General features: G+C 45.3%; 22 protein-coding genes. 14 read left to right on the top strand and 8 right to left on the bottom strand.

Annotated features, from left to right (window positions below):
* The first annotated feature begins 171 nt into the window (after nucleotides 1–171).
* Nucleotides 172–1,074, top strand: a complete 903-nt coding sequence (locus BGP75_RS10190; protein WP_076718394.1) for a DMT family transporter — start codon at nucleotides 172–174, stop codon at nucleotides 1,072–1,074.
* A 24-nt stretch (nucleotides 1,075–1,098) separates the two neighbouring features.
* Here the strand turns inward: BGP75_RS10190 and BGP75_RS10185 are convergent, their stop codons facing one another.
* Nucleotides 1,099–1,893 (bottom strand): IclR family transcriptional regulator, encoded by a 795-nt coding sequence (locus BGP75_RS10185; RefSeq protein WP_076718392.1) that lies wholly within the window; start codon nucleotides 1,891–1,893, stop codon nucleotides 1,099–1,101.
* A 303-nt stretch (nucleotides 1,894–2,196) separates the two neighbouring features.
* On the opposite strand from BGP75_RS10185, the gene bhcA reads away from it, so the two are divergent.
* From bhcA to BGP75_RS10145, 7 genes are all read left to right on the top strand, one after another.
* The gene (bhcA, locus tag BGP75_RS10180) at nucleotides 2,197–3,378 is read left to right on the top strand and encodes an L-aspartate--glyoxylate aminotransferase BhcA (RefSeq protein ID WP_076718389.1); all 1,182 of its coding nucleotides are present in this window, start codon (nucleotides 2,197–2,199) and stop codon (nucleotides 3,376–3,378) included.
* 65 nt (nucleotides 3,379–3,443) lie between these two features.
* Nucleotides 3,444–4,421 carry a beta-hydroxyaspartate dehydratase BhcB gene (bhcB, locus tag BGP75_RS10175; RefSeq protein WP_076718387.1) on the top strand — a complete coding sequence of 326 codons (978 nt, stop codon included), beginning with the start codon at nucleotides 3,444–3,446 and terminating at the stop codon, nucleotides 4,419–4,421.
* Nucleotides 4,422–4,472: 51 nt separating this feature from the next.
* The gene (bhcC, locus tag BGP75_RS10170) at nucleotides 4,473–5,642 is read left to right on the top strand and encodes a 3-hydroxy-D-aspartate aldolase BhcC (RefSeq protein WP_076718385.1); all 1,170 of its coding nucleotides are present in this window, start codon (nucleotides 4,473–4,475) and stop codon (nucleotides 5,640–5,642) included.
* 73 nt (nucleotides 5,643–5,715) lie between these two features.
* Nucleotides 5,716–6,744, top strand: coding sequence for an iminosuccinate reductase BhcD (gene bhcD / locus BGP75_RS10165; RefSeq protein ID WP_076718383.1), 1,029 nt, complete (start codon nucleotides 5,716–5,718; stop codon nucleotides 6,742–6,744).
* 425 nt (nucleotides 6,745–7,169) lie between these two features.
* A complete protein-coding gene (locus tag BGP75_RS10155) occupies nucleotides 7,170–7,610 on the top strand; it encodes a YtoQ family protein (protein WP_076718378.1) in 441 nt (146 codons plus the stop codon).
* Nucleotides 7,611–7,923: 313 nt separating this feature from the next.
* Entirely contained in the window at nucleotides 7,924–8,229 is a 306-nt protein-coding gene (locus tag BGP75_RS10150) for a hypothetical protein (protein WP_076718376.1), read from the top strand.
* Between the two features lie 68 nt (nucleotides 8,230–8,297).
* The gene (locus tag BGP75_RS10145; RefSeq protein WP_076718374.1) at nucleotides 8,298–9,650 is read left to right on the top strand and encodes an HD-GYP domain-containing protein; all 1,353 of its coding nucleotides are present in this window, start codon (nucleotides 8,298–8,300) and stop codon (nucleotides 9,648–9,650) included.
* 107 nt (nucleotides 9,651–9,757) lie between these two features.
* On the opposite strand, the gene BGP75_RS10140 is transcribed toward BGP75_RS10145, so the two are convergent.
* Nucleotides 9,758–10,339, bottom strand: a complete 582-nt coding sequence (locus BGP75_RS10140) for a glutathione S-transferase family protein (protein WP_233152900.1) — start codon at nucleotides 10,337–10,339, stop codon at nucleotides 9,758–9,760.
* A gap of 327 nt (nucleotides 10,340–10,666) precedes the next feature.
* Here BGP75_RS10140 and BGP75_RS10135 point away from each other — a divergent pair, with 327 nt between their 5' ends.
* On the top strand, nucleotides 10,667–11,230 hold the full coding sequence (locus BGP75_RS10135) for a cytochrome P460 family protein (RefSeq protein ID WP_076718372.1): 564 nt from the start codon (nucleotides 10,667–10,669) through the stop codon (nucleotides 11,228–11,230).
* Nucleotides 11,231–11,290: 60 nt separating this feature from the next.
* Here the strand turns inward: BGP75_RS10135 and BGP75_RS10130 are convergent, their stop codons facing one another.
* Nucleotides 11,291–12,199, bottom strand: a complete 909-nt coding sequence (locus BGP75_RS10130) for a LysR family transcriptional regulator (RefSeq protein ID WP_076718370.1) — start codon at nucleotides 12,197–12,199, stop codon at nucleotides 11,291–11,293.
* Here BGP75_RS10130 and BGP75_RS10125 point away from each other — a divergent pair.
* Nucleotides 12,194–12,412, top strand: coding sequence for a hypothetical protein (locus tag BGP75_RS10125; RefSeq protein WP_076718368.1), 219 nt, complete (start codon nucleotides 12,194–12,196; stop codon nucleotides 12,410–12,412). The two genes, BGP75_RS10130 and BGP75_RS10125, sit on opposite strands and share 6 nt — an antisense overlap.
* 183 nt (nucleotides 12,413–12,595) lie before the next feature.
* On the opposite strand, the gene BGP75_RS10120 is transcribed toward BGP75_RS10125, so the two are convergent.
* Nucleotides 12,596–13,240, bottom strand: coding sequence for a hypothetical protein (locus BGP75_RS10120; RefSeq protein WP_076718366.1), 645 nt, complete (start codon nucleotides 13,238–13,240; stop codon nucleotides 12,596–12,598).
* Between the two features lie 696 nt (nucleotides 13,241–13,936).
* Between BGP75_RS10120 and BGP75_RS10115 the strand changes: the two genes are divergently transcribed.
* Both BGP75_RS10115 and BGP75_RS10110 read left to right on the top strand, forming a co-directional pair.
* Nucleotides 13,937–17,680, top strand: a complete 3,744-nt coding sequence (locus BGP75_RS10115; protein ID WP_076718364.1) for a carbohydrate binding domain-containing protein — start codon at nucleotides 13,937–13,939, stop codon at nucleotides 17,678–17,680.
* A 308-nt stretch (nucleotides 17,681–17,988) separates the two neighbouring features.
* On the top strand, nucleotides 17,989–18,651 hold the full coding sequence (locus tag BGP75_RS10110; protein WP_076718362.1) for a hypothetical protein: 663 nt from the start codon (nucleotides 17,989–17,991) through the stop codon (nucleotides 18,649–18,651).
* A 55-nt stretch (nucleotides 18,652–18,706) separates the two neighbouring features.
* Here BGP75_RS10110 and BGP75_RS10105 read toward each other — a convergent pair whose 3' ends face one another.
* On the bottom strand, nucleotides 18,707–19,516 hold the full coding sequence (locus BGP75_RS10105; protein ID WP_076718360.1) for a phytanoyl-CoA dioxygenase family protein: 810 nt from the start codon (nucleotides 19,514–19,516) through the stop codon (nucleotides 18,707–18,709).
* A gap of 309 nt (nucleotides 19,517–19,825) precedes the next feature.
* Here BGP75_RS10105 and BGP75_RS10100 point away from each other — a divergent pair, with 309 nt between their 5' ends.
* The gene (locus tag BGP75_RS10100) at nucleotides 19,826–20,185 is read left to right on the top strand and encodes a hypothetical protein (protein ID WP_076718358.1); all 360 of its coding nucleotides are present in this window, start codon (nucleotides 19,826–19,828) and stop codon (nucleotides 20,183–20,185) included.
* 90 nt (nucleotides 20,186–20,275) lie between these two features.
* Here the strand turns inward: BGP75_RS10100 and BGP75_RS10095 are convergent, their stop codons facing one another.
* From BGP75_RS10095 to BGP75_RS10085, 3 genes are read right to left on the bottom strand one after another with little or no spacing between them, the layout of a single operon-like run.
* Nucleotides 20,276–20,641: a Rid family hydrolase gene (locus tag BGP75_RS10095; protein ID WP_076718356.1), complete on the bottom strand. Its 366-nt coding sequence runs from the start codon at nucleotides 20,639–20,641 to the stop codon at nucleotides 20,276–20,278.
* A 45-nt stretch (nucleotides 20,642–20,686) separates the two neighbouring features.
* Nucleotides 20,687–21,199, bottom strand: a complete 513-nt coding sequence (locus BGP75_RS10090) for an ATP-binding protein (RefSeq protein WP_076718354.1) — start codon at nucleotides 21,197–21,199, stop codon at nucleotides 20,687–20,689.
* Nucleotides 21,200–21,241: 42 nt separating this feature from the next.
* The gene (locus BGP75_RS10085) at nucleotides 21,242–21,922 is read right to left on the bottom strand and encodes a VOC family protein (RefSeq protein WP_083704734.1); all 681 of its coding nucleotides are present in this window, start codon (nucleotides 21,920–21,922) and stop codon (nucleotides 21,242–21,244) included.
* A gap of 475 nt (nucleotides 21,923–22,397) precedes the next feature.
* Between BGP75_RS10085 and BGP75_RS10080 the strand changes: the two genes are divergently transcribed.
* Nucleotides 22,398–24,407 carry an EAL domain-containing protein gene (locus BGP75_RS10080; RefSeq protein ID WP_255395931.1) on the top strand — a complete coding sequence of 670 codons (2,010 nt, stop codon included), beginning with the start codon at nucleotides 22,398–22,400 and terminating at the stop codon, nucleotides 24,405–24,407.
* Nucleotides 24,408–24,419 lie beyond the last annotated feature (12 nt).

The following is a 24,419-nucleotide window of genomic DNA, read 5'->3' as shown; positions in this document are numbered from 1 at the left end:
ACCCTGGAACGATCAGCCCTCCTGATCAAAAGCTGTTGTTGGGTTACGTTGCGCTAACCCAACTTACCCTTGGCTTTAGCTGAGTCCTAGTTTACAGAAAACCGACTACCCTAGAATAACAAACCCACCCAATGCAAGGTGGGTTCCTCAATCGCTTACTAAGAGGTAGTCATGAAAACAAAACATAACTCTGGTGGCGTCCTGGATATGCTTATCGCCATGATACTGTCAGGTACCCTCGGTGTATTCGTCGTTGAATCAGACCAGAGTTCGTTCAATGTCGTGTTCTACCGTTGTTTGTTTGGAACCTTAGCTCTGGGCGCTTTTTGTTATTATCGCGGGCTGTTTAAGCCAGCATATTTTACCAAAAGAAATGTGCTGATTACCCTTTTGGGTGGCGCTTGCTTAGTCTTTAACTGGGTGTTCCTATTTAAATCCTTTGCATTAACATCCATCACTATCGCTACCGTGGTTTACCATACACAGCCATTCTTTGTACTGCTGTTAAGTGCTTTAATATTCAGAACCACCATCAATCGGCATCAGCTACTCTGGGTCATTACGGCGTTTATAGGATTGGTTCTGGTTACTGATCTGGATGTCGCAACGCTGGTGGATGTTAATGCATACATCGCAGGTGTTGGATTTGCACTGGCTGCTGCAGTTCTCTATGCCGTCCTGACCTTGGCAACAAAACAAATACAGGAGCAACCACCCCACCTCACTGCGCTAATGCAAGTTGCGCTGGGTATTATTTTGCTTTGGCCATTTGCTACGCTAAGTGATGTGCCTACAATCGGTAATCATTGGTATTACCTGATAGGTCTGGGTGTGATCCACACCTGTGTTATGTATATCTATCTCTATGCGGCGTTTCAGAGATTGCCAGTAACTTCTATTGCAGCCATGTCTTTTATTTATCCAGTAGTTGCTATGATCTGCGATTACCTGATCTACGGCACTCATATAAACCTGTCCCAGATTCTGGGAATCCTATTGGTATTTATCAGCAGCCTGGCAGTGAATCTGAAATGGAGATTTTTGCCGGTAAGGCCTCGAATCGTATCGAACTGACAGGAAGCCTGTGGTGACCAACGATCAGTTTGCCTGGTTCAATACTGTACTTGCAGCTGGACGGGTATAACCAAGCTGCGAAGAGATGGCTTCACCGGCCTCCAGAATATCATTCACCCAAGCATCTTTTCGCCGCTCTATTGGAGCCGACACGGACAGGCCTGCAGTAACATTATTCGAACTATCGAATAGCAGGACACCTATACAACCGACTCCAATTTCAGCTTCTTCATTGTCCAGGGCATAGCCTTGTTCAATGCTCTTCATGCATTCCTCTTCCAGTGAAGATAATGACGATAAAGTGTTACGGGTGTAGGCAGGAAGATTTGTACGCTGCGCATAGCTACGAATTTCGTCCATCCCAGCCATCCCTAACATCAGCTTGCCAACAGCTGTTACGTGCAATGGCGCACGGCTGCCAACAACCTGATGGACATGCATCATTCTGTTCGGTGCAACCCTCTCAAAATAGATCACTACATCTCCTTCACGAATCGTTAGATTAACGGTCTCACCCAGTTTATCGCGCAGCTTTTCCATATGAGGTAACGACAACGCACGTAGATCGATGTCGGTATGCAGGCGATTACTTAACTGCAATAGCCGCTGCCCTAATCGATAGTCACCACTGGCATCGCGATCAACAAACCGATTGGCGATTAAAGAATGGAGAATTCGATGTGCCGTAGATGGGTGTAATCCGGTATCGGCACTCAGTACTTTTAGTCTGACAGGTTTCGAGTAGCGAGAAATAGCATCCAGCAAAAGGGCCGCTCGATCAATGACCTGAATACGGGATTCCGGCTTTGGTGACGCCATCGACAGGGTCCTCACTTAACAATGTATACAATTAAAACCATAAAAATTATTCCACATAATAAGATAAATTATATATTTTTTACAATACGAAAACGCAAACCATTTACGGAAAATTATTTAATTAATATATATCAAATAGATAGTATATATCTTTGGTAAAAATCGCCATTTTTCACATTATGAAAACTATCGCATATTGCGAAATTGTATACAAACATTTATGGTATTTGAAACATCGTTTACAAGCCACTGGCTCAAAGCGAAGGATATTCACCATTATTAAACTTTACGGAGCAGATCCTTATGTCTGATCAAAATCCGGTTTTTATACCTGGCCCAACTAACATCCCAGATCGTTTGCGCAATGCTATGCAGGTCCAAACCCGTGACCACCGCGCACCGGATTTTGTCGAAACTTTTGCCCCGGTACTGCGTGATTGTAAACGAGTATTTGGTACTGAAACCGGCCAGGTCATCATGTTCCCGTCTACCGGTACAGGTGGCTGGGAAGCAACTATCAGCAATACACTTTCTCCGGGAGACAAGGTACTTATCGCGCGTTATGGTATGTTCTCACACCGCTGGATCGACCTCTGCCAGCGCCATGGCCTGGACGTTCAGATAATCGAATGCCCGTGGGGCAATGGGGCACCAGCCGATCAGTTCGAAGCTATTCTTCGGGAAGACAACGAGCAACAAATCAAAGCTGTTTTGACGACTCACAACGAGACGGCCACCGGTGTACGCAGTGATATTGGCGCAATTCGCAAAGCGATGGATGCTTCAAATCACCCCGCTCTATTGTTTGTCGACTGTGTTAGTTCATTGGCATCGATGCCTTTTGAGATGGATACCTGGGGGGTTGATATCGCGGTATCAGGATCACAAAAGGGCTTTATGCTAAGTACAGGCCTGGCAATCCTGGGAGTGAGCCAAAAGGCGCAGGCAGCCATGGAAACAGCCCAACTGCCCCGCACTTTCTTTGATTTTCGCGACATGATGGCAGCCAATTCCAGCGGTGGTTTTCCCTATACACCACCTCTACAGCTGATTTACGGACTCAAAGAAAGCTTAAAAATGCTGTTTGAAGAAGGTCTCGATAATGTCTATGCCCGGCATCACAGACTGGCTGAAGGCGTCAGAAAAGCGGTTGACGCCTGGGGAATGAAACTATGCGCCAGCTCTCCCGAGCTTTATTCCGATACCGTAAGTGCTATTTATGTTCCTGAAGGTTTTGACAGTAACGAACTGACCGAACATGCATTCAATACTTACGGCGTATCCTTCGGTATTGGTCTTGGTGAAATGAACGGCAAGGCATTCCGGATTGGTCATCTGGGTTCTCTGACAGACGTTATGGTTTTGTCTGGATTGGCAACCATTGAAATGGCAATGGCCGATCTTAATTACCCGATAGAACTGGGCTCCGGGGTTCGTGCTGCGCAAGAACACTTCCGCAGTACCGCTCGCTACCTAAAAGACTGAAACTCCAATAAGAGCATAAAAAAGAAGTAGTTATTCATCTATCATTTTATTTCGTGAGGCACAACATGAGCAGTTCAACCGAACAGACCATGAGGATTCCGACTTACGATGACGTACTGGTCGCCCATGAGCGCATTAAGCCCTATATCCATGAAACACCGGTACTGACATCTCGATTTTTAAACGAATTGACTGGCGCTGAATTGTTTTTCAAGTGCGAGAACTTCCAAAAAGCAGGTGCCTTCAAAGTACGTGGGGCCTGCAATGCTGTTTTTGGACTCGACGAAGCAACGGCCTCTATCGGCGTGGCCACCCACTCTTCCGGTAACCATGCCCTGTCACTGTCCTATGCAGCAGGACAACGAGGCATTCCTGTTACAGTGGTAATGCCAAAAACAGCACCGCAGGCTAAGAAAGATGCAGTGCGTGGCTATGGCGGTACTATCGTAGAATGTGAGCCGTCAACCAGCTCCAGAGAAGCAGTATTTGCCGAAGTCGTCGCTGAATCCGGAGCGGAGTTTGTCCATCCTTACAACGATCCCCGGGTTATTGCCGGCCAGGGAACCTGTTCAAAAGAACTCCTCAGTCAGGTGGATGATCTGGATGCGGTCGTTGCACCTATCGGTGGTGGTGGAATGATCTCAGGCACCTGCCTGACATTATCCAACATCGCTCCCGAAGTAAAAATTTATGCCGCAGAGCCATTGAATGCCGACGATGCCGCCCGCTCTTTTCGCGCTGGCCATATTATTGCCGATGATGCGCCTGAGACTATAGCTGATGGTCTTAAAGTACCACTCAAAGACCTGACCTGGCATTTTGTCAGCAACCATGTCACCGATATCCTCACAGCAACCGAGGAAGAAATCGTAGATGCCATGAAACTGATCTGGAAGCGCATGAAGATAGTAATGGAGCCCAGCAGCGCTGTCCCCTTAGCAACAATCCTGAAAAACCCTGAAGTGTTTAAAGGAAAGCGCGTCGGAGTAATTATCACCGGTGGCAATGTTGATCTCGACAAACTGCCATGGCTGAGCAACTAAGAAAGGCCCCATGGCTTAACAACTGATATAAGTTTCCACAGGAGAATACCAATGACTTCATTGACCCCCACCACGTTGACCCCCACAGAACAGGAAGTTGGCTACGATGTACCTGCAGTTGTAGGTATGGACGAAGCGGATATCCAGACTCCTTGCCTGATTGTGGACCTGGATGCACTCGAAAAGAACATCCGCACCATGGGTCAGTACGCCAAAGAAATGGGCGTTCGTCACCGTGTTCACGGCAAAATGCACAAATCCGTAGATATTGCGCTACTTCAGGAAAAACTGGGAAATAGCTGTGGTGTTTGCTGCCAGAAAGTTTCAGAAGCTGAAGTCTTTGCTCGTGGCGGCATAAAGGATGTGTTGGTATCAAACCAGGTTCGTGATCCAGCAAAAATCGACCGTCTTGCACGCATGCCAAAGCTTGGAGCGCGCACTATCTGCTGCGTTGATGACATAGAAAACGTCGCGGAATTATCAGCAGCTGTTCAAAGGCATGACACACAAATCGAATGCCTGGTGGAAATCGATTGTGGCGCAGGCCGTTGTGGTGTTGAAGCAGGTCAGCCAGTTGTCGATATTGCCAAAGCGGTCGAAGCAGCGCCAGGCTTAAAGTTTGCCGGCATTCAGGCATATCAGGGTGCAATGCAGCACATGCAAAATTATACCGACCGTAAAGAAAAAATAGATATCGCGGTTGAAATGGTTGCCCGCACCATTGAAATGCTCAAAAGTGAAGGACTGGAGTGCGACATTGTGGGTGGCGGAGGAACGGGCTCCTACTACTTTGAAGGCAACTCAGGTGTATTCAACGAGCTTCAGTGCGGTTCTTATGCATTCATGGATGCTGACTACCAGACCATCCACGATGAAAACGGTAAGCGAATTTCCGAATTTGAAAACTCACTTTTCATCCTGACCAGCATCATGAGCCACTCTAAAGCCGACAAAGCAATCTGTGATGCAGGCCTTAAAGCTCAATCAGTAGACAGCGGTCTACCCTACATCTTCGGCCGCGACGATGTGGAATACATCAAGTGTTCAGATGAGCACGGTGTTATTACTGATCCAAACGGTGCATTAAAAGTTAACGACAAGCTGAAGCTGGTTCCTGGTCACTGTGATCCAACCTGTAATGTGCATGACTATTACGTTGGCGTTCGCAATGGCAAAGTAGAAACCCTTTGGCCGGTATCGGCACGCGGTAAAGCGTTCTAATCCATTCTGATCAGACCATCCCGAACGATTCTTTGTTCGGGGTGATTTCAGTCCAATTCAAAGGAGAAAGTCGATGGCGCCTTCTATAAGTGCCGCTACCAGCGCAGTATCTAACCAACCTTCGGTTGATAAAGGCATTTCCATTGTCTCCGAAGCTACTTGTGAAGCAGTCGTTGGCAGGGCTGATGCATTTACTGCGGTTGAAAACGTATTTGCTGCTATGGCGAGGGGAGATGCCTATAATTTTCCCGTTGTTCGTGAAGCCATAGGTCATGCAGATGCACTTTACGGGTTTAAATCCGGATTTGATCGTGCAGGTATGACACTGGGTGTCAAATCTGGAGGTTACTGGCCGGGGAATGTAGTTAAAAACCTCACAAACCATCAGTCAACAGTCATTTTGTTCGATCCGGATACTGGAAAACTGAAGTCCATTGTCGGTGGTAATTACCTGACCGCAGTTCGCACAGCAGCATCTTCAGCCGTTTCTATCGCCCACCTGGCTAGAAAAGACGCAAAAGTATTAGCAATGGTCGGAGCTGGACACCAGTCAACCTTTCAGCTACGTGCTGCAGTCGAGCAACGAAACTTTGAAAAAGTGATTGCCTGGAATCCACACCCAGAATACCTACCAAGACTGGCCAAGGTCTGCGAAGAGTTAGGACTGCCTTTCAAGAGTGTAGAACGAGAACAACTGGGGGCTGAAGCCGATGTTATTATTACCATCACTTCTGCTTTTGAACCGCTGATAATGAAGGAATGGATCAAGCCAGGAACTCATATTGCCTGTATGGGAACAGACACTAAGGGTAAACAGGAAGTAGACCCGGCATTGCTAGCAGCGGCAACCCTGTTTACCGATGAAGTGGAACAATCCATCACCATTGGAGAGGCCCAGCATGCCGTTACTTCTGGGGCGATTAAGGCTGAAGACATTACCCCTATTGGGGAGGTGATCAACGGTACTCATTCCGGGCGAACCTCCGATGAGGAGATTACCCTGTTTGATGGCACCGGTGTTGGCCTTCAGGACCTGGCTGTAGCTTCAGCGGCGGCCAGACTGGCTGACGAAAAGGGATTATCCAACCAGATCAACCTGTAGATTGTCAGCCCGGTCTGATTTGACTCGTACGAGTCCACACATTTGATTTGGCGGGAGACGATGACAGCTTTCAATGAACATTGTCATCTGATCCCTGCGACGCGAAATCCGTTCTTGCCGAGCTTTGCTCGGCTTTTTTTCGCCAGTTTCACCGGAATTAAATCCGTAAAGCACTTTTCCGGGACACATAAATTCTGGACAATAATGAGCATGGAAGCGATCAAGCCTAAAGCTGATGCTATTAAACCCAGGCAGATTTAGATCCCAAAATGGCGATATCCAAGCACAATCACAGCTAAGTGCTGCTGAATCGACATACGACTATATCCAGGTATTATCAAAACTGAGTACAGTTAAGCTTGAATGCGCTCAAATTTGAGCACGATAAACTTAAGTACAAACAAACCTGCATCAGGAGAAAAAACATGAGCTACAGAGTCTATCTTTCCGGGGAAATTCACTCTAACTGGAGAGAGGAAATAAAACAGGGGTCAGAAACTCTGGGACTCAATATCGAGTTTTTATCTCCAGTAACTGATCATGACTCCAGTGACGCTGCCGGTGACCAGCTAGGTCAGGAAACAGATAGCTACTGGAGGGATCATAAATCCTCCAAGGTCAATTTAATTCGAACCAAAGGACAGATCGAAAAAGCCGACCTGGTCGTCGTACGCTTTGGGGACAAATACAAGCAATGGAACGCAGCCTTCGACGCTGGCTATTGTGCAGCATTAGGGAAGCCATACATCACGCTTCATTCCGAGGACATCATCCACCCTCTGAAAGAAGTAGACGCATCAGCAATGGCTTGGGCACAGTCAACAGAACAGGTTGTTAAAATACTTCAATATGTACTCCAACCCTAATGAACCTGATACCACTGTATTAGGACCATTGAACTTCACAATTTTCAATAACTAAGTTATCCCCTTGGCAATATGCCGTTTGGCCGGATTTATCCGGCCTTTTTTCTCTGGGTATAACCCTTCTTACTCGTCGTTGGCGGCAAGAGGAGCTGTAAGAGAACCTCTGAACAACGGGCTTCAAACATTCGCCAAAACACCTTCTGATTTCCATTTCATTGTTTTTAGGCTAAATATTAATTGCGCTGCTTAGCCTGCCCCAGCTATTGTTAGGAAACAGTGACAAAGGCATCGATGGCCACAGGGAGCATAGGAAATGTTTATCTGGATTCTGGTTGTGGTAATACTGGTAGCATTTTGTGTCTTTAACTGGGCGGAACTGGGACAACGTATGCATGGACGTAATCTTTGGATGGTCCTTGCCTGGTCTGCTGCAGCTTTGACCACCTGGCAGATATCATTAGAAATACTTGGACTCAACCAAATATTGTCCTTTTTCATACTATTGCTGACGCTAGTCCTGGGCTACTACCACCTACACAAAATCAACCCCAAAGCCAAACGCTCAGTAAAACGAACGAAATCCCGTTCGAAAAAACATCGATATAAAAAACATCACTGAATATCAGCCTACCGCTAGCCGTCTGTGTCCAGCCACACTAATTACCACACCTGAATAGAAGTCTATCCATGCCAGAACAGACCAACCATTATTTGCAGCGACTTACCGAACTCAACGATACCCAGGAAGTCACCGCCAGCGAAGATATTTTCAATCAATTCGGTGTGCTGTTAATCGCCAAAGGTAGTCGGATCAACAGTAAGGCACAAGCCCAGCTTCAGCGACACCAGTTAAAAAAAGATATTGACGATCAGGTTTCACTTGAAACCACCTTTAGTGACAAACAGATCTATCAAAAAACGCTGGCAATATTGGATCAGTCCCCCGAACTGAACAATTTACAGCAGCAAAATCAGTTTGAAGACCCATTTCGACACATCTGTCTATCTGGCAATCTACCACTGCAAATGCGCCAGAAACTAACGGTTATGTCACACCAGCTACCGGAACAGTTCCAACACAGCCTATTCAACGGCTGGGCATCTTCATTGATCGCGAAGGAAATGGGGCTAGCTCCTGAAGATTGCCGTGAAGCATATATTTGCGGCCTGCTACACGATGTCGGATTACTGCACCTATCACCAGATGTACAAACTCAAACTCCTCTGAGTGAAGAGAACTGGAGAGCCTTACAAAGCCACGTTATCATCGGCCAACGCTGTGCGGACACTTCAGGTTTACCCTCGACAATAGGACGTGGCATTCTTGAGCACCATGAACGGCTCGATCAAACAGGCTACCCGACTCGTAAAGCTGCAACAATGCTGGGCCCACTGGGTCAAATAGTGGCCAGCTCCGATTTACTCCACAACCTATGTACCAATGAACTAAGCTACTCAAAAGGATCAATTCACGAAGCTTTACCCTACTTCAAGATTCATCGCAGCAGTTTTAACGAGTCCATTCACTCTGCGCTGATGCGGATACTGTCTCGATCTGAACTTGACCAAATTGATAACAAACAATCAGTCCAACCCGTCAATCTGGAACGGGTACGAGCAATAAACTCCCAACTACTGTCTTTGCTGGCTCCGCTGGCTGACTTGAGCAGTGAAATAGTTGCATCTAAACGAACGGAAAGCCTGAGCGTTGCCACCATGATGCAATCAATTATTTCATTGCGTGATAATTCAGGGATCAGTGATGGCCAGCTAAACGATTGGTTGATGAGCGAACTTGACCCTACTGATTCAGATAACTACAGCTGTCTGAAAGAAATCGATGCAATGCAATACGAATTGTTGTGGCTGGTTAAACGGCTCGGCTGGAATTTGAAGAATTTACTCGAATCATCAGCCTCGAAATCTGAACCAGCCACGGCAGAGCTAAACAGTTACTACGAACGGCTGAAAGAGCAGCTAACACTGGCGTTTGGGCTCTATAACCCAGAGATCAAACCAAGCGATCATCAAGACGCATAAGCGCTATTTCTCCCTATATTCATCTGCTCGAACCAACAAGTCTATTGTTCATAGAGTCCGATGAACAGTCTACGACTTGAAAAGGCATCAACCTGTGCTGTTTTTTTCTATCCCTTACGGGGATCAGTGTTCTCCACACCATCCCGCTTAAGACACTGATGACGAAAACGCAGTAGATCAGGGTAAACACTGAAGTCGCACAATTCCCGTAACATCACCCAATCAATCATGCAAAACAGACAAATCGCTGGATAATCCCACTGTTTAAATTTACCGGCCCCGACCTGCTCATCAAGCAGTGTTAAAGTTCGTTTAATCCGCTCCTGTTGTAAGGTGAAGAAAATCCCATCCTGATCAGTCGGCACACCACTACGAGATAACAACAACAAAGAAACAAAAGAATCATTAGCAGCATCAATGACTGTAAGAGAATTCTCTTCATCCCAGGAAAGCGAAGGTTTCTCAAATTTTTGGCTCAGATAACGAAAAATTACTCGCGAATCGTATATCTCCTGCTCACCGTCAATCAGCGCAGGCACCTTCTGGACAGGATTATAGGTTTTCAGAGCTTCTCGGCCCTCTCCTTCGAATATATTCAATGCAACAAACTCGTAATCTACACCCTGTAGCCACAAGCGCAGTCTGCGAACAAATGGTGACGTTGTAGAACCGATCAGTTTAATGGACATTCGTTCTTCTCCAGTCATTTAAACGGTGATGAATTAATTCAGATCCAATCTGATGCCAAGTGGTATGAATCTGCAAGTGATCATGCAACAACGCTGCACAGAATAGTCCAGAAATCGATTACCCATATGATCAAAATCACCAAAGCCAACCCTTAGCCCTTAGCGCTACCTATAGGAGATGCCAATACTTCCATAAGAAATAAGTATTCGATTTAGTCAATCCAACGAAATATTCTGAAATCACATAACCACAAAGAGTCCGTACAGAAATATAAAGAAAAATAACCACCCGGTTGATTCACAATACCTGTCATGAAGGACAATACAATGAATACCTTCCGAAAAGCAGCAGTACAGACAATAGCGTTCTCTCTTCTACTCCAAACGGGGAACATTCTGGCAGACACGGCTTCCTTTTCCCCCTACGTCGATAAAGATGGAAACATCAGCTTACCTGATGATTTTCGCACTAACATGGTTCACCTGGGTTCCTGGTTTGTTCCGACAGGAGGCGCAAGTGGATTTCATGATGTCTACACTGAGCGCCGCAGTGTTGAATCCTTCCGTAAAACAGGAGCATTTCCAGACGGTGCCACGCTGGTCAAGGAGCTTCGTGCATCTCACTCCGGAGATTTCACAACAGGAAAAGGGGTGAGTTATGCGACTTCTTCAGTCAAACAATGGTTCATTATGATCAAGGACAAAAAAGGACGTTTCTCCGATAACAACTCCTGGGGGGACGGCTGGGGCTGGGCACTAATCAAACCTGGTGCAGAAAACAGCAATGTCTCTGCTAACTACCAGCAGGATTGCCTTGGTTGTCATACTCCAGCGAAATCCCAGGACTGGGTTTATCTTGAAGGTTATCCTACGCTGAACAAACAGCGGTAAAAACTTGTCCTGGTCTTTCCCTGCCTGGAGGAGTTATGCCGGTCAATCAATGTAAAAGGGCTACCCAGCCCTTTGGTTTACCATAAGCTGCCCACAGTACTCCCTGGTAATAGCCATAAACTCTTCTGTCACCTGATTTATATACCGATCAGGCTTCTTGATCAGGATAATCTCCCGCTTGGCTTCATCGGTATCGAGGCTAAAATAACTTATATTCTTGTCATAATTCTCATCCCTCACAAGTCCCGGCAGTATAGTCACCCCATAATTTGTCATCAAAAGCTGTTTAACCGTAATAACATGGCTAGCCTGAAACAGTATTTTTGGAATAAATTCCTGATCAAAGCAAAAATGCTCTATCTGCCTGGCCAGGCAGTGAATATCATCCAGCAGTATGAATGGTTCAGTCGCCAAATCAGCCAGGACTACGGTGTCTTTTGAGGCAAGAGGATGGTCACTGTTTATGGCTATATAAAACCGGTCTTCCATCAATACTTCAGATTCAAGACTCGCTTCGATCTTGGGACTTGCCGTTATAACAATATCTAACTCATCTCTTGCACAGGCAGATTGCAGTACCTCAGAAACCCCTTCACGAACTTCTATCATTGCAGCAGGGTATCTGTCCGATAGTCTCAGCAGGAGTGTCGGGAGTACACAAGGCCCGATAGTGGGATTGATTCCGATGGAGATCTTTCCATGAGCTGAGTCCCTGACATCACTCATTAATTTCTTCGTCGAATCAACCGACTCAATAATTTGCCTGGCCTGCTGATACATCAGTTTGCCAGCTTCCGTCAGCTCCTGTTTTCTGCCTGCACGATTAAAAAACTTATGCCCGACACTGTCTTCCAGCTTAGCCATTTGCTGACTGATGGACGGCTGCGACACATAGCACTTTTGCGCAGCCTTAGTAACACTCCCCGTTTCAACAATTGCAACAAAGTATCTGAGTTGATGAAGATGCATGAATTTCGCCTCCTGGTCGGAAATTCAATTAAACGCGAGCAAACGGTAAAAGCAAGCAAAGCCTTAGGTGAAAAGTTAAATCAGAGTATTGCGAAGATCAGTCGAGTCTCAGAAGAGTCTGCCGTCAGTGCAAAGAAAATAGACACTGCTACCGCAGACTTAGCCCAACGTGTAATGAGCCAGCAAAACCAAGTTGCCCAATTCAATCGCTGATGCGACTGTACTGTCTGGGGCTGTTTGTAGTCAAAACACAGTACACAATTAAAGCGCTGTATATTAAGCAAAACAGGCCGACTGTCAGAATGACACCCCTGTTTTGAAGACAAGCTCACTCATATTTCACAGAGTACTTGCTTTCCTCGGACCAAGTACTCTGTAACAATCGAAAAAACCCGACTAGTCTGCGGCAAAACAATAGAACTTCCCCGCCCCGCCAGTTTTTTTAAGGGCTTCCTGGCTGCAGCCCCGAGAGGCATGAGCTGAATTCCAGGAAGTATTACCACCGCCGTGACGATCATGATGCCCTAGCTGGGCGCTACCCTCATTACTGCTCGTCCAATTGTTGCAGGTATGGTCCTTATCATCAGGAAAATAAGGCGTTCCATCTTCCTGGGTGCCGGTAAGAATATCGTGTTCGTTTGGTTTGTCACCACGGCCCTTAATTCTATTACCCGCCTCATCAAGCGCGGTCTCAAGCGTTATCGTCTTGTTATAAAGATGAAGATCTGTGGCATTAGTTGCGATAAGAACACCATGGGCATTGTACCAAGGACCGTTACCGATCCTTTGGCGAGCAAAAACGCCTCTTTTCTTTGGTGCTTCAGTACTGAGATAGGCACGCCAATCCCGATTCCCTGCTCCGACTGCTGTCGCCAGTTTTTTACAGTGTGCATCCGCGCCTTCCAGACCTCCCAGATCGCCACCATTTCCCATCCCCACACTTGTCACAAAAAAACCCATCGGCCGATCTTCAGCACTAACTGAAAATGAACCAAACATCACTCCCATACCCAATAAGGCCGCACACAGTTTATTATTCATAAAATCGACTCCATACAAATATACCCTCAATGCCTACCCCAACAGGCCAACGTCATGTACAGCGGTAACTGTTGTCCCTATATTCGGATAACCTTGACAATTTAGGTTCTGAAAACAAATAATTCCAACGTTCAACAGTATGGACCCGATTCCCTCGACCCGCTCATTAAATAAGTTACAAATAGCGAAGGAAGCAGCCATTGTTCATTTTGACAAAGACCATTAAGGTCTTTTCCAAAAACACAAAAACAAATTATCACATTGATAAATAAATGTTTTTAGGATATAAATTTCAATTTTGACGGATCGTTAAGGACTTGATACTTGATTGTTCCGCTTGCAACTCAACTCACTATTCTACTCTCCGTAAACGCAGTAAAGTTCGAAGAAGATGTGTACGCACTGATAAACTACTTAGGTTTCTTTACTGAAGTATTCATCTTTCGAGTTTATTTCAAGCATTTCATAAAATATTAGTATCATTTAATTTAACTAACTCTAATTAAAATAAATACTATAAGCCTGATAATAAATGATTCAGATCATTCTTTATTTAATCAGGATTTCCGTTGATTTAACGGCTATGTTATTTCTAATTATCATAGATAAATTAATAAAACCTTATTGTAACAATTATTCAAAAACGGTGACTATCAACACCCAATCACAGCAGCCATTATTAAGAGGAAAGGGATAATGGAAGATCTAATATCCAGGGAATCAACATGTTCAGAGCCCATATTCAAGTTCCAGCGAATTATCAGAAACATTCCAGGATTAACACTCATTTTCTGTTTAACCATAACCCATCTTTTCCCTGCTGCCGTTATGGCGCTGGGTGCAGACTTAATTGAAAATGGAGATATCGAAGCCGACCCGATACAGTTCTGGGAGCCCTATGGCGCAAGTATATCGATCACCACAGAGGATATGCATAAGGGTCTCCAGGCTCTTCAGATCAGTAACAGAACCAAAAAACATCATGGAACATTGCAGGACATCACTGATCGAATATCTCTTGATTCTCTGTATATGGGCGGAGCCTGGATTAAGCTGTCATCCCCCTCTGACCAGGTGAAAATGACGATCAAGTATTACCTTGCAAATGGAAGTCGTGAATATCAACGAGTGGCCGTTATAAACAACCCCGTTGCCAACCAGTGGTACCATATTTCAGGAGGATTTACCGCCTCATGGTCAGGAACTCTTGATCGAGCTGTTGTATATTTTGAAGTCGATGATGATCAAAACAACGGTATTTATTCCAATTACCTGATTGATGATATTAATCTTGAATTAACGCCTCAGGAACCCATCGGCGATAAAAGCATCGTGCCGACGTTTGAATCACTGGGTTTATACTGGAGCCCAACGGACGGCTCAAATGAAAACACCGCAAAAGTCAGGTATCGACAACAACATGAAACTGAATGGCAAGATGGACTTGATTTATGGTTCGATGAACGAAACGCGGAATATAGAGGGAGCCTGGTTCATCTAACTCCCGATACTACTTACGAGATAGAGCTGAAGCTTGACCAGAGTGGTACTACTAAACTATTAACCGGCACCACCTGGAGCGAAGACTTTCCGATAGGAGAAGTCATTGAATTGCCAGCCTTATCAGATCAAACACTGCGTATTACTGAATCAGGGACTCCGGATAGCTATCGTTTATATACCGTTGGTTCAACCGGAGAGGCCACTATAGATGTTGCAAAAAACGCCGACCACAACATTGAAATTAATGCCTCTTACGTCATTGTCAGGGGATTAACACTGAAAGGAGCAAATAAGTCAGCAATCAGTATTGAGCCCACTTCAGAAGAATACACTCAAAAGAAAGTCATTATCGAAGATAACGATATCAGCGACTGGGGTAGCAATGGCATCTGTGGCTCGGGTCCTTGCCCGTTTGGTATCAATCAACAGGCGGGGGTTTATGTGGTTGGTTCCGCCAACACCGAAAACATTCAGCAGATAATCATCCAGCGGAACCAAATTCACCATCCAAGTACGGATTCCAATAGTTGGGATGAAATCAATCCGGAAACCAATGATGACCACCCTAACGGCCCCCATGGCGTTACCCTGTATCAAACCCAGGGTAATCATGTTATTCGCTACAACCATTTTTACTCCGATAATGATCACCGCTTCAACGATATAGTTGGCGGCAAGCACAACTTTTCCTACGGTGGCTTCGCTAAAGCGGACATGGATATCTATGGAAATATTTTTTCGTACAACTGGGATGATGCAGTCGAGTCAGAAGGCGCCGGAAAAAATATAAGAATCTGGGGAAATTACTTCAGTCACACTTACACCGATGTTGCTACTGCAACCGTGTCTGTTGGCCCTACTTATATCTGGCGCAATATCACCACGATTACTGATTGTTCAGATAACTCCCACAACGGCGTATTTGTTAAAGCTGGTGGAGATGATGGTGGAACAGGGGATCACGGTATCTACTGGGGCGGCAGAATCTATGTGTTCCACAATAGCATTCTTCAACCACAGGATACCAACGGAGAATATATCGGTAACCACTCAGGTATCACCGATCACGGTACTGGAATGGATAATCTGATTGCACGAAATAATATTCTCCATATGTATAAAAGCAGCGCGGCAGCGATAAAAGACAGAGGACTCGATACCAGCAATAGCTTTGACTTTGATCTCTACCATGGCCAAATCACAGCTTACGAAGGGAGTGAACCTAACGGAATCAACGACCGTCCCTATTATGCTCTCAACTACGGACAGGGGAATTGGGAACTGGATCAGGAAGGAACCGGAAACTTTCAGCTTGACTCCAGCTCTGCAGGCTATGATGCCGGCATACCCCTTGCTAATTTTAATGATAACGCCAATGGATTACCCGATATTGGAGCCCACGAATCCGGACAGTCCCGAATGCGGTTTGGCCCGGATGCCGCAACCTCTCTGGACATTATTAAGAATGGAAAATTCAGCAAAGGCACGATTGACTGGAACGAGTACAACGCAACCCTGACACCCGATACGCTTGATTTTCATTCTAAACCTCAATCAATGCTGATATCTGATCGAACAGCACGTTACTACGGATTAGACCAGACGATCATAGATCGGGTAACCAATGGCTCGACTTATGTGGGAAGCGCATGGCTCAAAATCGAGTCGCCTTCTGACCGGGTCAAAATGTCTCTTGATTATACGGATGATACCGGTCGGCACTGGAACAATATTGTCAATCAAAGTAATCCAACGATAGGCGAATGGTTCCAGATTTCCGGCAGTGTCGATATGTCCTGGATAGGAACACTACAGAAGGCAAGGGTTTACTTCGAAGTCTATGACAGTAATGGAAACGGGAACTATTCTGATTATCGGATTGATGATGTGTTTATGGAACGTCAGTTCCCTGGCAACCAGCCACCTCAATTTACTGCAAATCCGGTTTCTCTGGCTGAAGCAATTGAGAGCGAAAATTACACCCAATCAATCGTTAGTGCTGTTATTGATCCAGAGGGCGATCCATTGGCGTTTCAAAAACTCAGCGGACCGGAATGGCTCGCTCTGAGCATTGACGGAGATGTCAGCGGAACTCCAGAAAATGCTGACGTAGGAATTAATCAATTTCTTGTTCAAGTAATTGATGGAAACGGCGGAAGCGATGAAGCCGTCATTGAGATTTCCGTTGCGGATGTGAACCATCCTCCAGTCTTTATGGCAAACCCCATTGATAAGAATCAGGTTAATATAGGTAGTGTATTCAATAGCTCTTTAATCGAAGACGCTGAAGATGCTGATGGAGATCAGCTCACATTTTCAAAGCTTAGTGGTCCTGCCTGGTTAACTGTCGAAGCAAGCGGAGTATTAACTGGCCTCCCCACCACTGATGACCTAGGTCTGAATACATTTACTATCAATGTTTCTGATGGCCACGGAGCTGATGCTCAATCCACACTACTCATCGAAGTTCGTCATACCGGCGCAGTAATCATAAATGGAGGGTTTGAAAACAGCACAGTCTCCTGGTCAGCAAACAGCGCGACCATTACTCAGTCTGCGGCTGATGCACACTCGGGCGGATATTCCTTATCGGTCACAGGCCGTAATAAGCGATATCACGGAACAGAGCAATTTGTTACCGACTATCTGCAAGCTGACACTCTCTACTCGGGCAGCGCCTGGCTCAAGATATCCGGCGATTCCGACAGAGTTAAAATGACTATTGATTACACTGATGATAGTGGCCGCCACTGGATTAAGATAGCCAATCTGAGTAACCCTCCTTCAAACGAATGGTTTAAGCTCAGCGGCAGCGCCACGTTTACCCCCACAGGCACGCTTCAACGGGCACGTGTTTACTTTGAAGTCTATGATCATGACAACAATAGTATCTATCCGGATTACCTGTTGGATGACGTCAGGCTAGACGCTCAATAAAGCAACGGCCAAATCAGCACAACCGAGCTCTAGAGACGCAAAAAGCACTGCCACCGCAGTGCTTTTTTATTGGTTGTTTTATAACGCCCTGAAATTCATTCGGGCTCCTGATAAGGCTATATTTTGCCGCATCAGATGCAATTAACTGCCAGACCCGAAGAATAGGGTTCAAACATTCCCCACAATCAGGGAGTTTTTTACATTTAAACAGTGGCACATATCTTGTATATGCCTATTAACGAAATTAAATAATCAAGACACTTAATCAGGTTACCGACCCGGGTACCCTCACTATAGGACCAAAAGGAATGTCCAGTATCAGTTCAATCCGTTACGAAGCTCCCAGCGTGCAAAACAACGATATAGAAACGGCTTCGGCTTCCGCTGCCAATAATGTCGCAGAGAATAAATCAGCTGATACACAAGAAGGTAATCGCTCCAATGTTGATCTTTCAACCAGAGCGCAGAAAATCCAAAAACTCAACGAAGAGTTTTTTAGCGGCGGGCCTCATACGCTAAAAATTACGCCTGCATTTATTGAACGTTTAAAAGAATACGGGTTTCTCAGCTCAGAGGAAGCAAACAGACTAAGCCCAGCCTCCACCACTTCAGACAACCAAGAACTTACCGGTGCTCTCGGTGATCTAACCCAGTTTATTGATCGTTTTAGCAAGCAGTTGAAGGAGGTAGACGCCAGCGACAACCTGATAAGCACCTTACAAAAAGCTAAATCCATCATCAACAATTTTGATGGTTCAACCCCCTCTTCCATGGCCACGGATATAAAAACAGTCACCGCTGAATTAAGCCAGTACAGGCACTCTGAAACAGCTGCTTCACTCACTGACAACGATCAGAACTCGCTAAAACAATTGGAACTGGTGCTCAAAATTGCAGATAAACTTAACCCTGAAAACCTCTCTTCTCAGAAGGTTAATCATTACCTGTCAGTACTTGGACAGACTTTTTGATCAGCAATGCCTAAAAGACCCAGGCTCCATGAGCTGAATGCTGCTCCTGTTCGCCTTATAGGCCAAGGCCCTTATAGGTGTAATAACCGGTAATGATTTTACGCTCCCCCTCTTCCAGTACCGTGGACCGATGCAGGGCACGAGAATCGAAGATAAACAGAGTACCTGCTTTACCGGTGATCGCTTTTTCACGATAGTTCCATCTCTTTCGAATCGTCTCAACCTCATGAGGCCAGAACATTCCGGAATAATCTGTTAAGGGCGTAAATTGATTATTTTCATCGGTACGAAAATGAAGGTAATAGTTGTATTCATGCCAGAACCGCCACCAATGATCTTTTTGACTACCGAGCATGATCCTGGTGGGCGCCTGTTTCTCTGTCACATCCGTCAGATAAACCCAGACCTTGACCCGGTGGCGCCAGTCGTCAAAATGAGTATGATTCGATTGTGAAGAGACTCCGAGTTCTTTTTTTTCCTCGTAGAAACTTCTAAGTAACCGGCAATCTCGTGAGCAATAACCTTTAATGATATCCAGCACCATTGGATCTTCAAAAATGATGTTAGTAGAGGGTGCAACCTCTGTCAGATCAAAAACACGGGAAATACCGGTATCAATATGGCCATACTTTATCCTGTCGGCAGATGCATTACGTTTAGCCTGTTCAATATCTGCTTGAAATTCTGCCACCTGCTGAAGAGTAAAGTATTCAGGAAAAACCACACACCCATCTCTACGCAGGGTCTCTAATGCCTTTTGATGAATTGTCGGAACCCTGTGTTTTGAAAGCGCACAACGAAGCTTGTAATCAAGCTTTTTAACTATGAATTCGATGATAGAGTCTCTGGCATACAGGTTTATCATCGCAAGCTCCCTATGAAAGTCGGTTCTGCACGGAAGTGGGTTCTGCGCGGCAACCGGTTCTGGACAGTATCCATTTCTTTACAATCAGATTAGTCGAAGATGAGGAATTACACCTTAAGATTTGTTCTTATTTTTAGCATTAGCAAACAGCACCACTTAACCTTTAAACGCAGTACAGGTTTAGAAGTACAGCGACCAAAATCACGGCTAGTCTATTAAAGAGCTCCCCTGATAGAATGCTATGCCGATATCGAATACATTTCTCGATTAAGTTTTATCAATTTAATCAATGACAAGAGCCGGACAGCGATGAAACTATACGTACAGATTGATCATACAGATGGCATTGATGCTCTGCCAAAAACGGATATTAGCTCGGCAATAAATGCCTGGTTGGAATCATCCACCAGCAACGCCAGCCATGCCCAGCAGGAATCCAGTCCATCTCAGCAGATTTCCGAGCGACTGGGCATTCATATTGAAGTACAAAAGCGGATGGAGTTAAAAGAGCCGCTTAATTTTCTCTACTCACTGGCCAGGCAGCATAAGACCGAGTTCGTCATCGGAATTATTGATGAAAAAACAGGGAATCAGGAAGACGTATGTTACTTCGGATTCGAGGAAGGCAAGCCCGATATCTATGAAATATCCAACTACCTGGGGCTATAGAAAGCGCTCTTATTAAGAGGGTGCTACCAATTAGAACATAGAATCATTTATCGTATTTCAGCAGCAGAATTAGATAATCAGCCTCTTTACTTATGGGCTTTCTCCAGTGTCTCTTACCGCCATTACCGTCACTTCTATCAACGTGTCCCCCTCAAGATTCACCCCCAGGCAAGCTCTCTGGGGCCAATCTTCTGGATAGTCACCAATCCAACTCTTCCAGATGTTATCCATAATCGGTTTATCAGCCATCCTGGCAATATAAACCTGTGCCGAAATAATTCTGTTCTTACCAGAACCAAGCTCGATCAGATTCTTTTCAATCGTATCCAGGGTATCTTTCACTTGACCCGACATATCGAGACGGGTATCCGAAGATGTAGCAACGGTGCAGACCAGGTCATTATAGGCAGAAGATTTGTTCCGACCAATATAGTTACCACGAACTCGTTCAATCATACTATTACCACTACTCGATCAAGAAACTCATTAATCAATCAACCCTCAGTAGTTATCTATAATCTGTGCTCCCACAAGCTCTTCAGTGGTTGGAGCTTCAAAAAAAGCTTCCATCATGTCAAACATTTCAGGCGTTACTTTCAAGGAGAATGTTTTACTCTTTTCAGCATTTCTTTCAATAATTCGTTGACGCCTGGTTTCAACTTCAGCAGTCACATAATGAAGCTGAAAATCCACATCATATTGCTTTGCTTTCTTTCTGATCAGATCACGTTGCTCTTTATTGGCTGCAGCGCCATCCAATACTACTGACAATCTCTGTTCCAACAGCTGGTCACAGATTTTCCAGATTTGTCCTCGACAGCGGTGGTATTTTTCTGCCGCCCATGCTGTAACATCCTCTACCGGCTCATTCAACAATCCTTCAGGAGCATCGGCTACAAAAAGACGATCAAGCCATTCATCTTCAGAAAAACGAATAGCACCGCATTTTTCAGAAACGATATGAGCAACAGTTGTTTTCCCGGCCCCTATTGGCCCACATATAAGATGAATCATTTACAACTCCTATCGTCGTTTCCCAACTACGCAATAGAACTGCTATACCGAATTGCGTAACATATTTTCTAGACTGTATAACGTTTTTATCCCATTTGGTGTACTGATTTTCGCTGCCAGATAAGGAACCTGATCACTCGCCAGCGCATGAACTCCGATAAGTTTTTCAGCCCCGATAGATTCCAGAACCGATAACAGCCAAGCAGGATGAGGATGGTAAATCTCCAATCCCTGCAGTCGGCAGCCAAGATCAGCCATCTGATTAGACGGATGCATTTCCGTTAGCCATTGCATGGCATAGGGAAGCATACCTCCGGCCAGCAATCGTCCATCATCAGGGACACCAAAATACCAGTCTAAATTATTGCGACTCACGGACTCAACCGTACCGAATGAGATATTTGCCTGCCTCATCAGGGCACTGATATCCTGGGTATTAACCACCCAGGTCAGCAATGCAGGTTGCAGTCTGAGTTGTTGTCTGACAAACGGATCATCCAAACCATACCACCGTGGCCTTTCAGGTGATTCAAGCTCGGGGTTAAGCGAAATCACCTCGAGAAAAGTATCATCCCCAAGTTGCATCAGATGATTATGGGTTCCCATCTTCACATGTACACCACCAGCAGGTATATCGACCCCCAGGCTTTTTCGCACGTAGCTGACGCCCTGAGCAAGAGTCTCAGCACCAATGACAAGATGATCAATTTGTGTATTCATCATTTCCTTACCGAGTATCACTGACCGGGATTATCATCGATCAGGTAACGTCCCTACAACAGGACCAAGAGAGTTTGAACAAACATACCAGATAAAATTTGCACAATAACTTTACCCAATAAATCCATCGGGAGTCATCAGCAGGCTTTAATCCCCCCCCAGTACCAAATAGTTGGAAGCATTTACCGATTCAGATTATTCAGAGACTCATCCAAGTAAGCTGGAACTGAAACCGCGACCAAAGTAGTATTATAACAATTGACTTTTATTCTAAATGCCCATTGTTACTTCCAATTAGCGGTGCTGCCAAATAACCGAACTACCCGTTAACGGGGCCCCATTGAAAGCCAATCAGAGGAGTTGATATGAGCAGGTCTAGGTCACTAGAGTTGAGACGCCAAACTTGATTCCTCTTTCATCGCTAAGAAAAGGCATCGGCCTTCGATTACTTGCGCTGATTATTCTTTTCAGTTCCGCTGTGACTCTAATATCCACTGCAATACAACTGTACTTTGACTACAGACAAGATGTGAGCGCCATCGAACAGCGCCTTGATGAAATTGAAGAAAGTTACCTGGCAAGTATTGCAGCCGGGCTCTGGAATGTGGATATCACCCAGCTCAAGCTGCAACTGGAAGGTATCCTGCGTTTACCGGATATGAAAGCAGCTATCGTACAAGAGGACGGCTTAGCCGTTTCCGAGCCGATATCTGTATCCTTTGGTCAAAAATCAGAAAATGCAGCATTGTCTCGTGTATTTACAATCACTTATAGAGAAGGTGATGTAGTTCGGGATATAGGATCTCTGTATGTTGAAGCGTCTTTCACAGGCGTTTATAACCGTCTTTTCAACAAAGCAATTGTCATTTTACTGACTCAGGGTGTAAAAACATTCCTAGTATCAATGTTCATTTTGTACATCTTCAATTGGCTGGTAACTCAGCATTTATCCACTATCGCTAACTATGTTCGATCCTATAATTTTAATTCTGCATTACCAACGCTCAGTCTCAACAGGCGTAAACCCCATAAAGATGATGAACTCGACGCCATGGTCAGAGCGTACAATGCCATGTGTCAAAACCTGTTAAAGGCATACGATGAGCTGAAAGATGTCAACGCCAAACTTGAAGATGATATAGCGGCACAACGGGAGTACGAAGAAAGGTTGTTATATCAGGCCCATTACGATTTGCTGACCGGGTTAGCCAATCGTGTGCTCATGTTTGACCGGCTTGATCATGCGATTAGCACCGCTCAACGCAATCAATGCTATACCGCCCTGCTTTGTATTGATCTGGACCAATTTAAAAATGTTAACGATACGATGGGCCACGGGGTCGGCGACCAGCTGCTGGTTCAAGCAGCGCAGCGGCTTACAGCCTGCGTGAGAGAGTGTGACACCCTGGCCCGAATTGGCGGTGATGAATTTGTTATTATTTTGCCGGAAATCAGTGAAAAATCACTGGCCTTACAGGTTGCAGAACGAATCATCAATGCGTTCACAGAAAACTTTCACATTGCAGATCAAGACCACTTTGTAACTGCCAGTGTAGGAATATCGCTATACCCTCTCGATGGAAAGGATCATCAGATACTGTTACGTAATGCAGATCTGGCTATGTACAAAGCGAAGGAAGCAGGTCGTAATTGCTTTCACTTTTTTACTGAGGAAATTAACCAGGCACTCAGTAAGCGCCTTGAGCTAGAACGAGAATTACGGGGAGCAGTAGAACACGGAGAACTGGTTCTTCATTATCAGCCTGTTTTTGATCTCAAAAGTGGTATTCCGATTGCTTTGGAAGCTCTGATTCGTTGGCAGCAACCCAATGGGAGTCTGCGTGCACCGGACCAGTTTATTCCAATCGCTGAAGATATGGGACTGCTCCAGGAAATCGGTGACTGGGTGCTTGAAAGAGCCTGCGCCGAGATTGCAGCCTTAAATAAAAGTTTAGATTATCAACTTCGAGTAGCAATCAATGTATCTCCAAAACAACTGCAAGAGGCTGGATTCGGAGATTCGGTCAAACGACATCTAGACTTGAGCGGACTCTGTACAGACAATCTTGAACTGGAAATTACAGAGCGGGTATTGATGGATGACAGCCCGGAAACAGATACTAATCTTAAAAAAATCAATGATATGGGGATACGGCTATCAATTGATGATTTTGGAACCGGATACTCCTCGCTGGGTTATCTTCAGAAGTATATATTTCACACATTAAAAATAGACCGCTCTTTTGTTGGAGCAGCCATTATAGATACCAACACCAGAAAGTTAGTTGAAACGATCATTACTATGGCACACGGACTCGGTTTAGAAGTGATCGCTGAGGGCGTTGAGAACCTGGAGCAAGCCCAGCTCCTTAAACAAAAAAACTGCAATATGGTACAAGGGTTTTATTACGCACGCCCAGCACCTATTACAGAAATTTCACGTTATTTCGCATCCTTGCCTAACATAGCCAGAGCCCCGCTCGGGTAATTGTTGAAGCTA

The organism is Motiliproteus sp. MSK22-1 (assembly GCF_001968815.1).
In the GTDB taxonomy this organism is placed as follows: Bacteria; Pseudomonadota; Gammaproteobacteria; order Pseudomonadales; family Balneatricaceae; genus Motiliproteus.
This window is presented reverse-complemented; position numbering and strand designations above follow the sequence as displayed.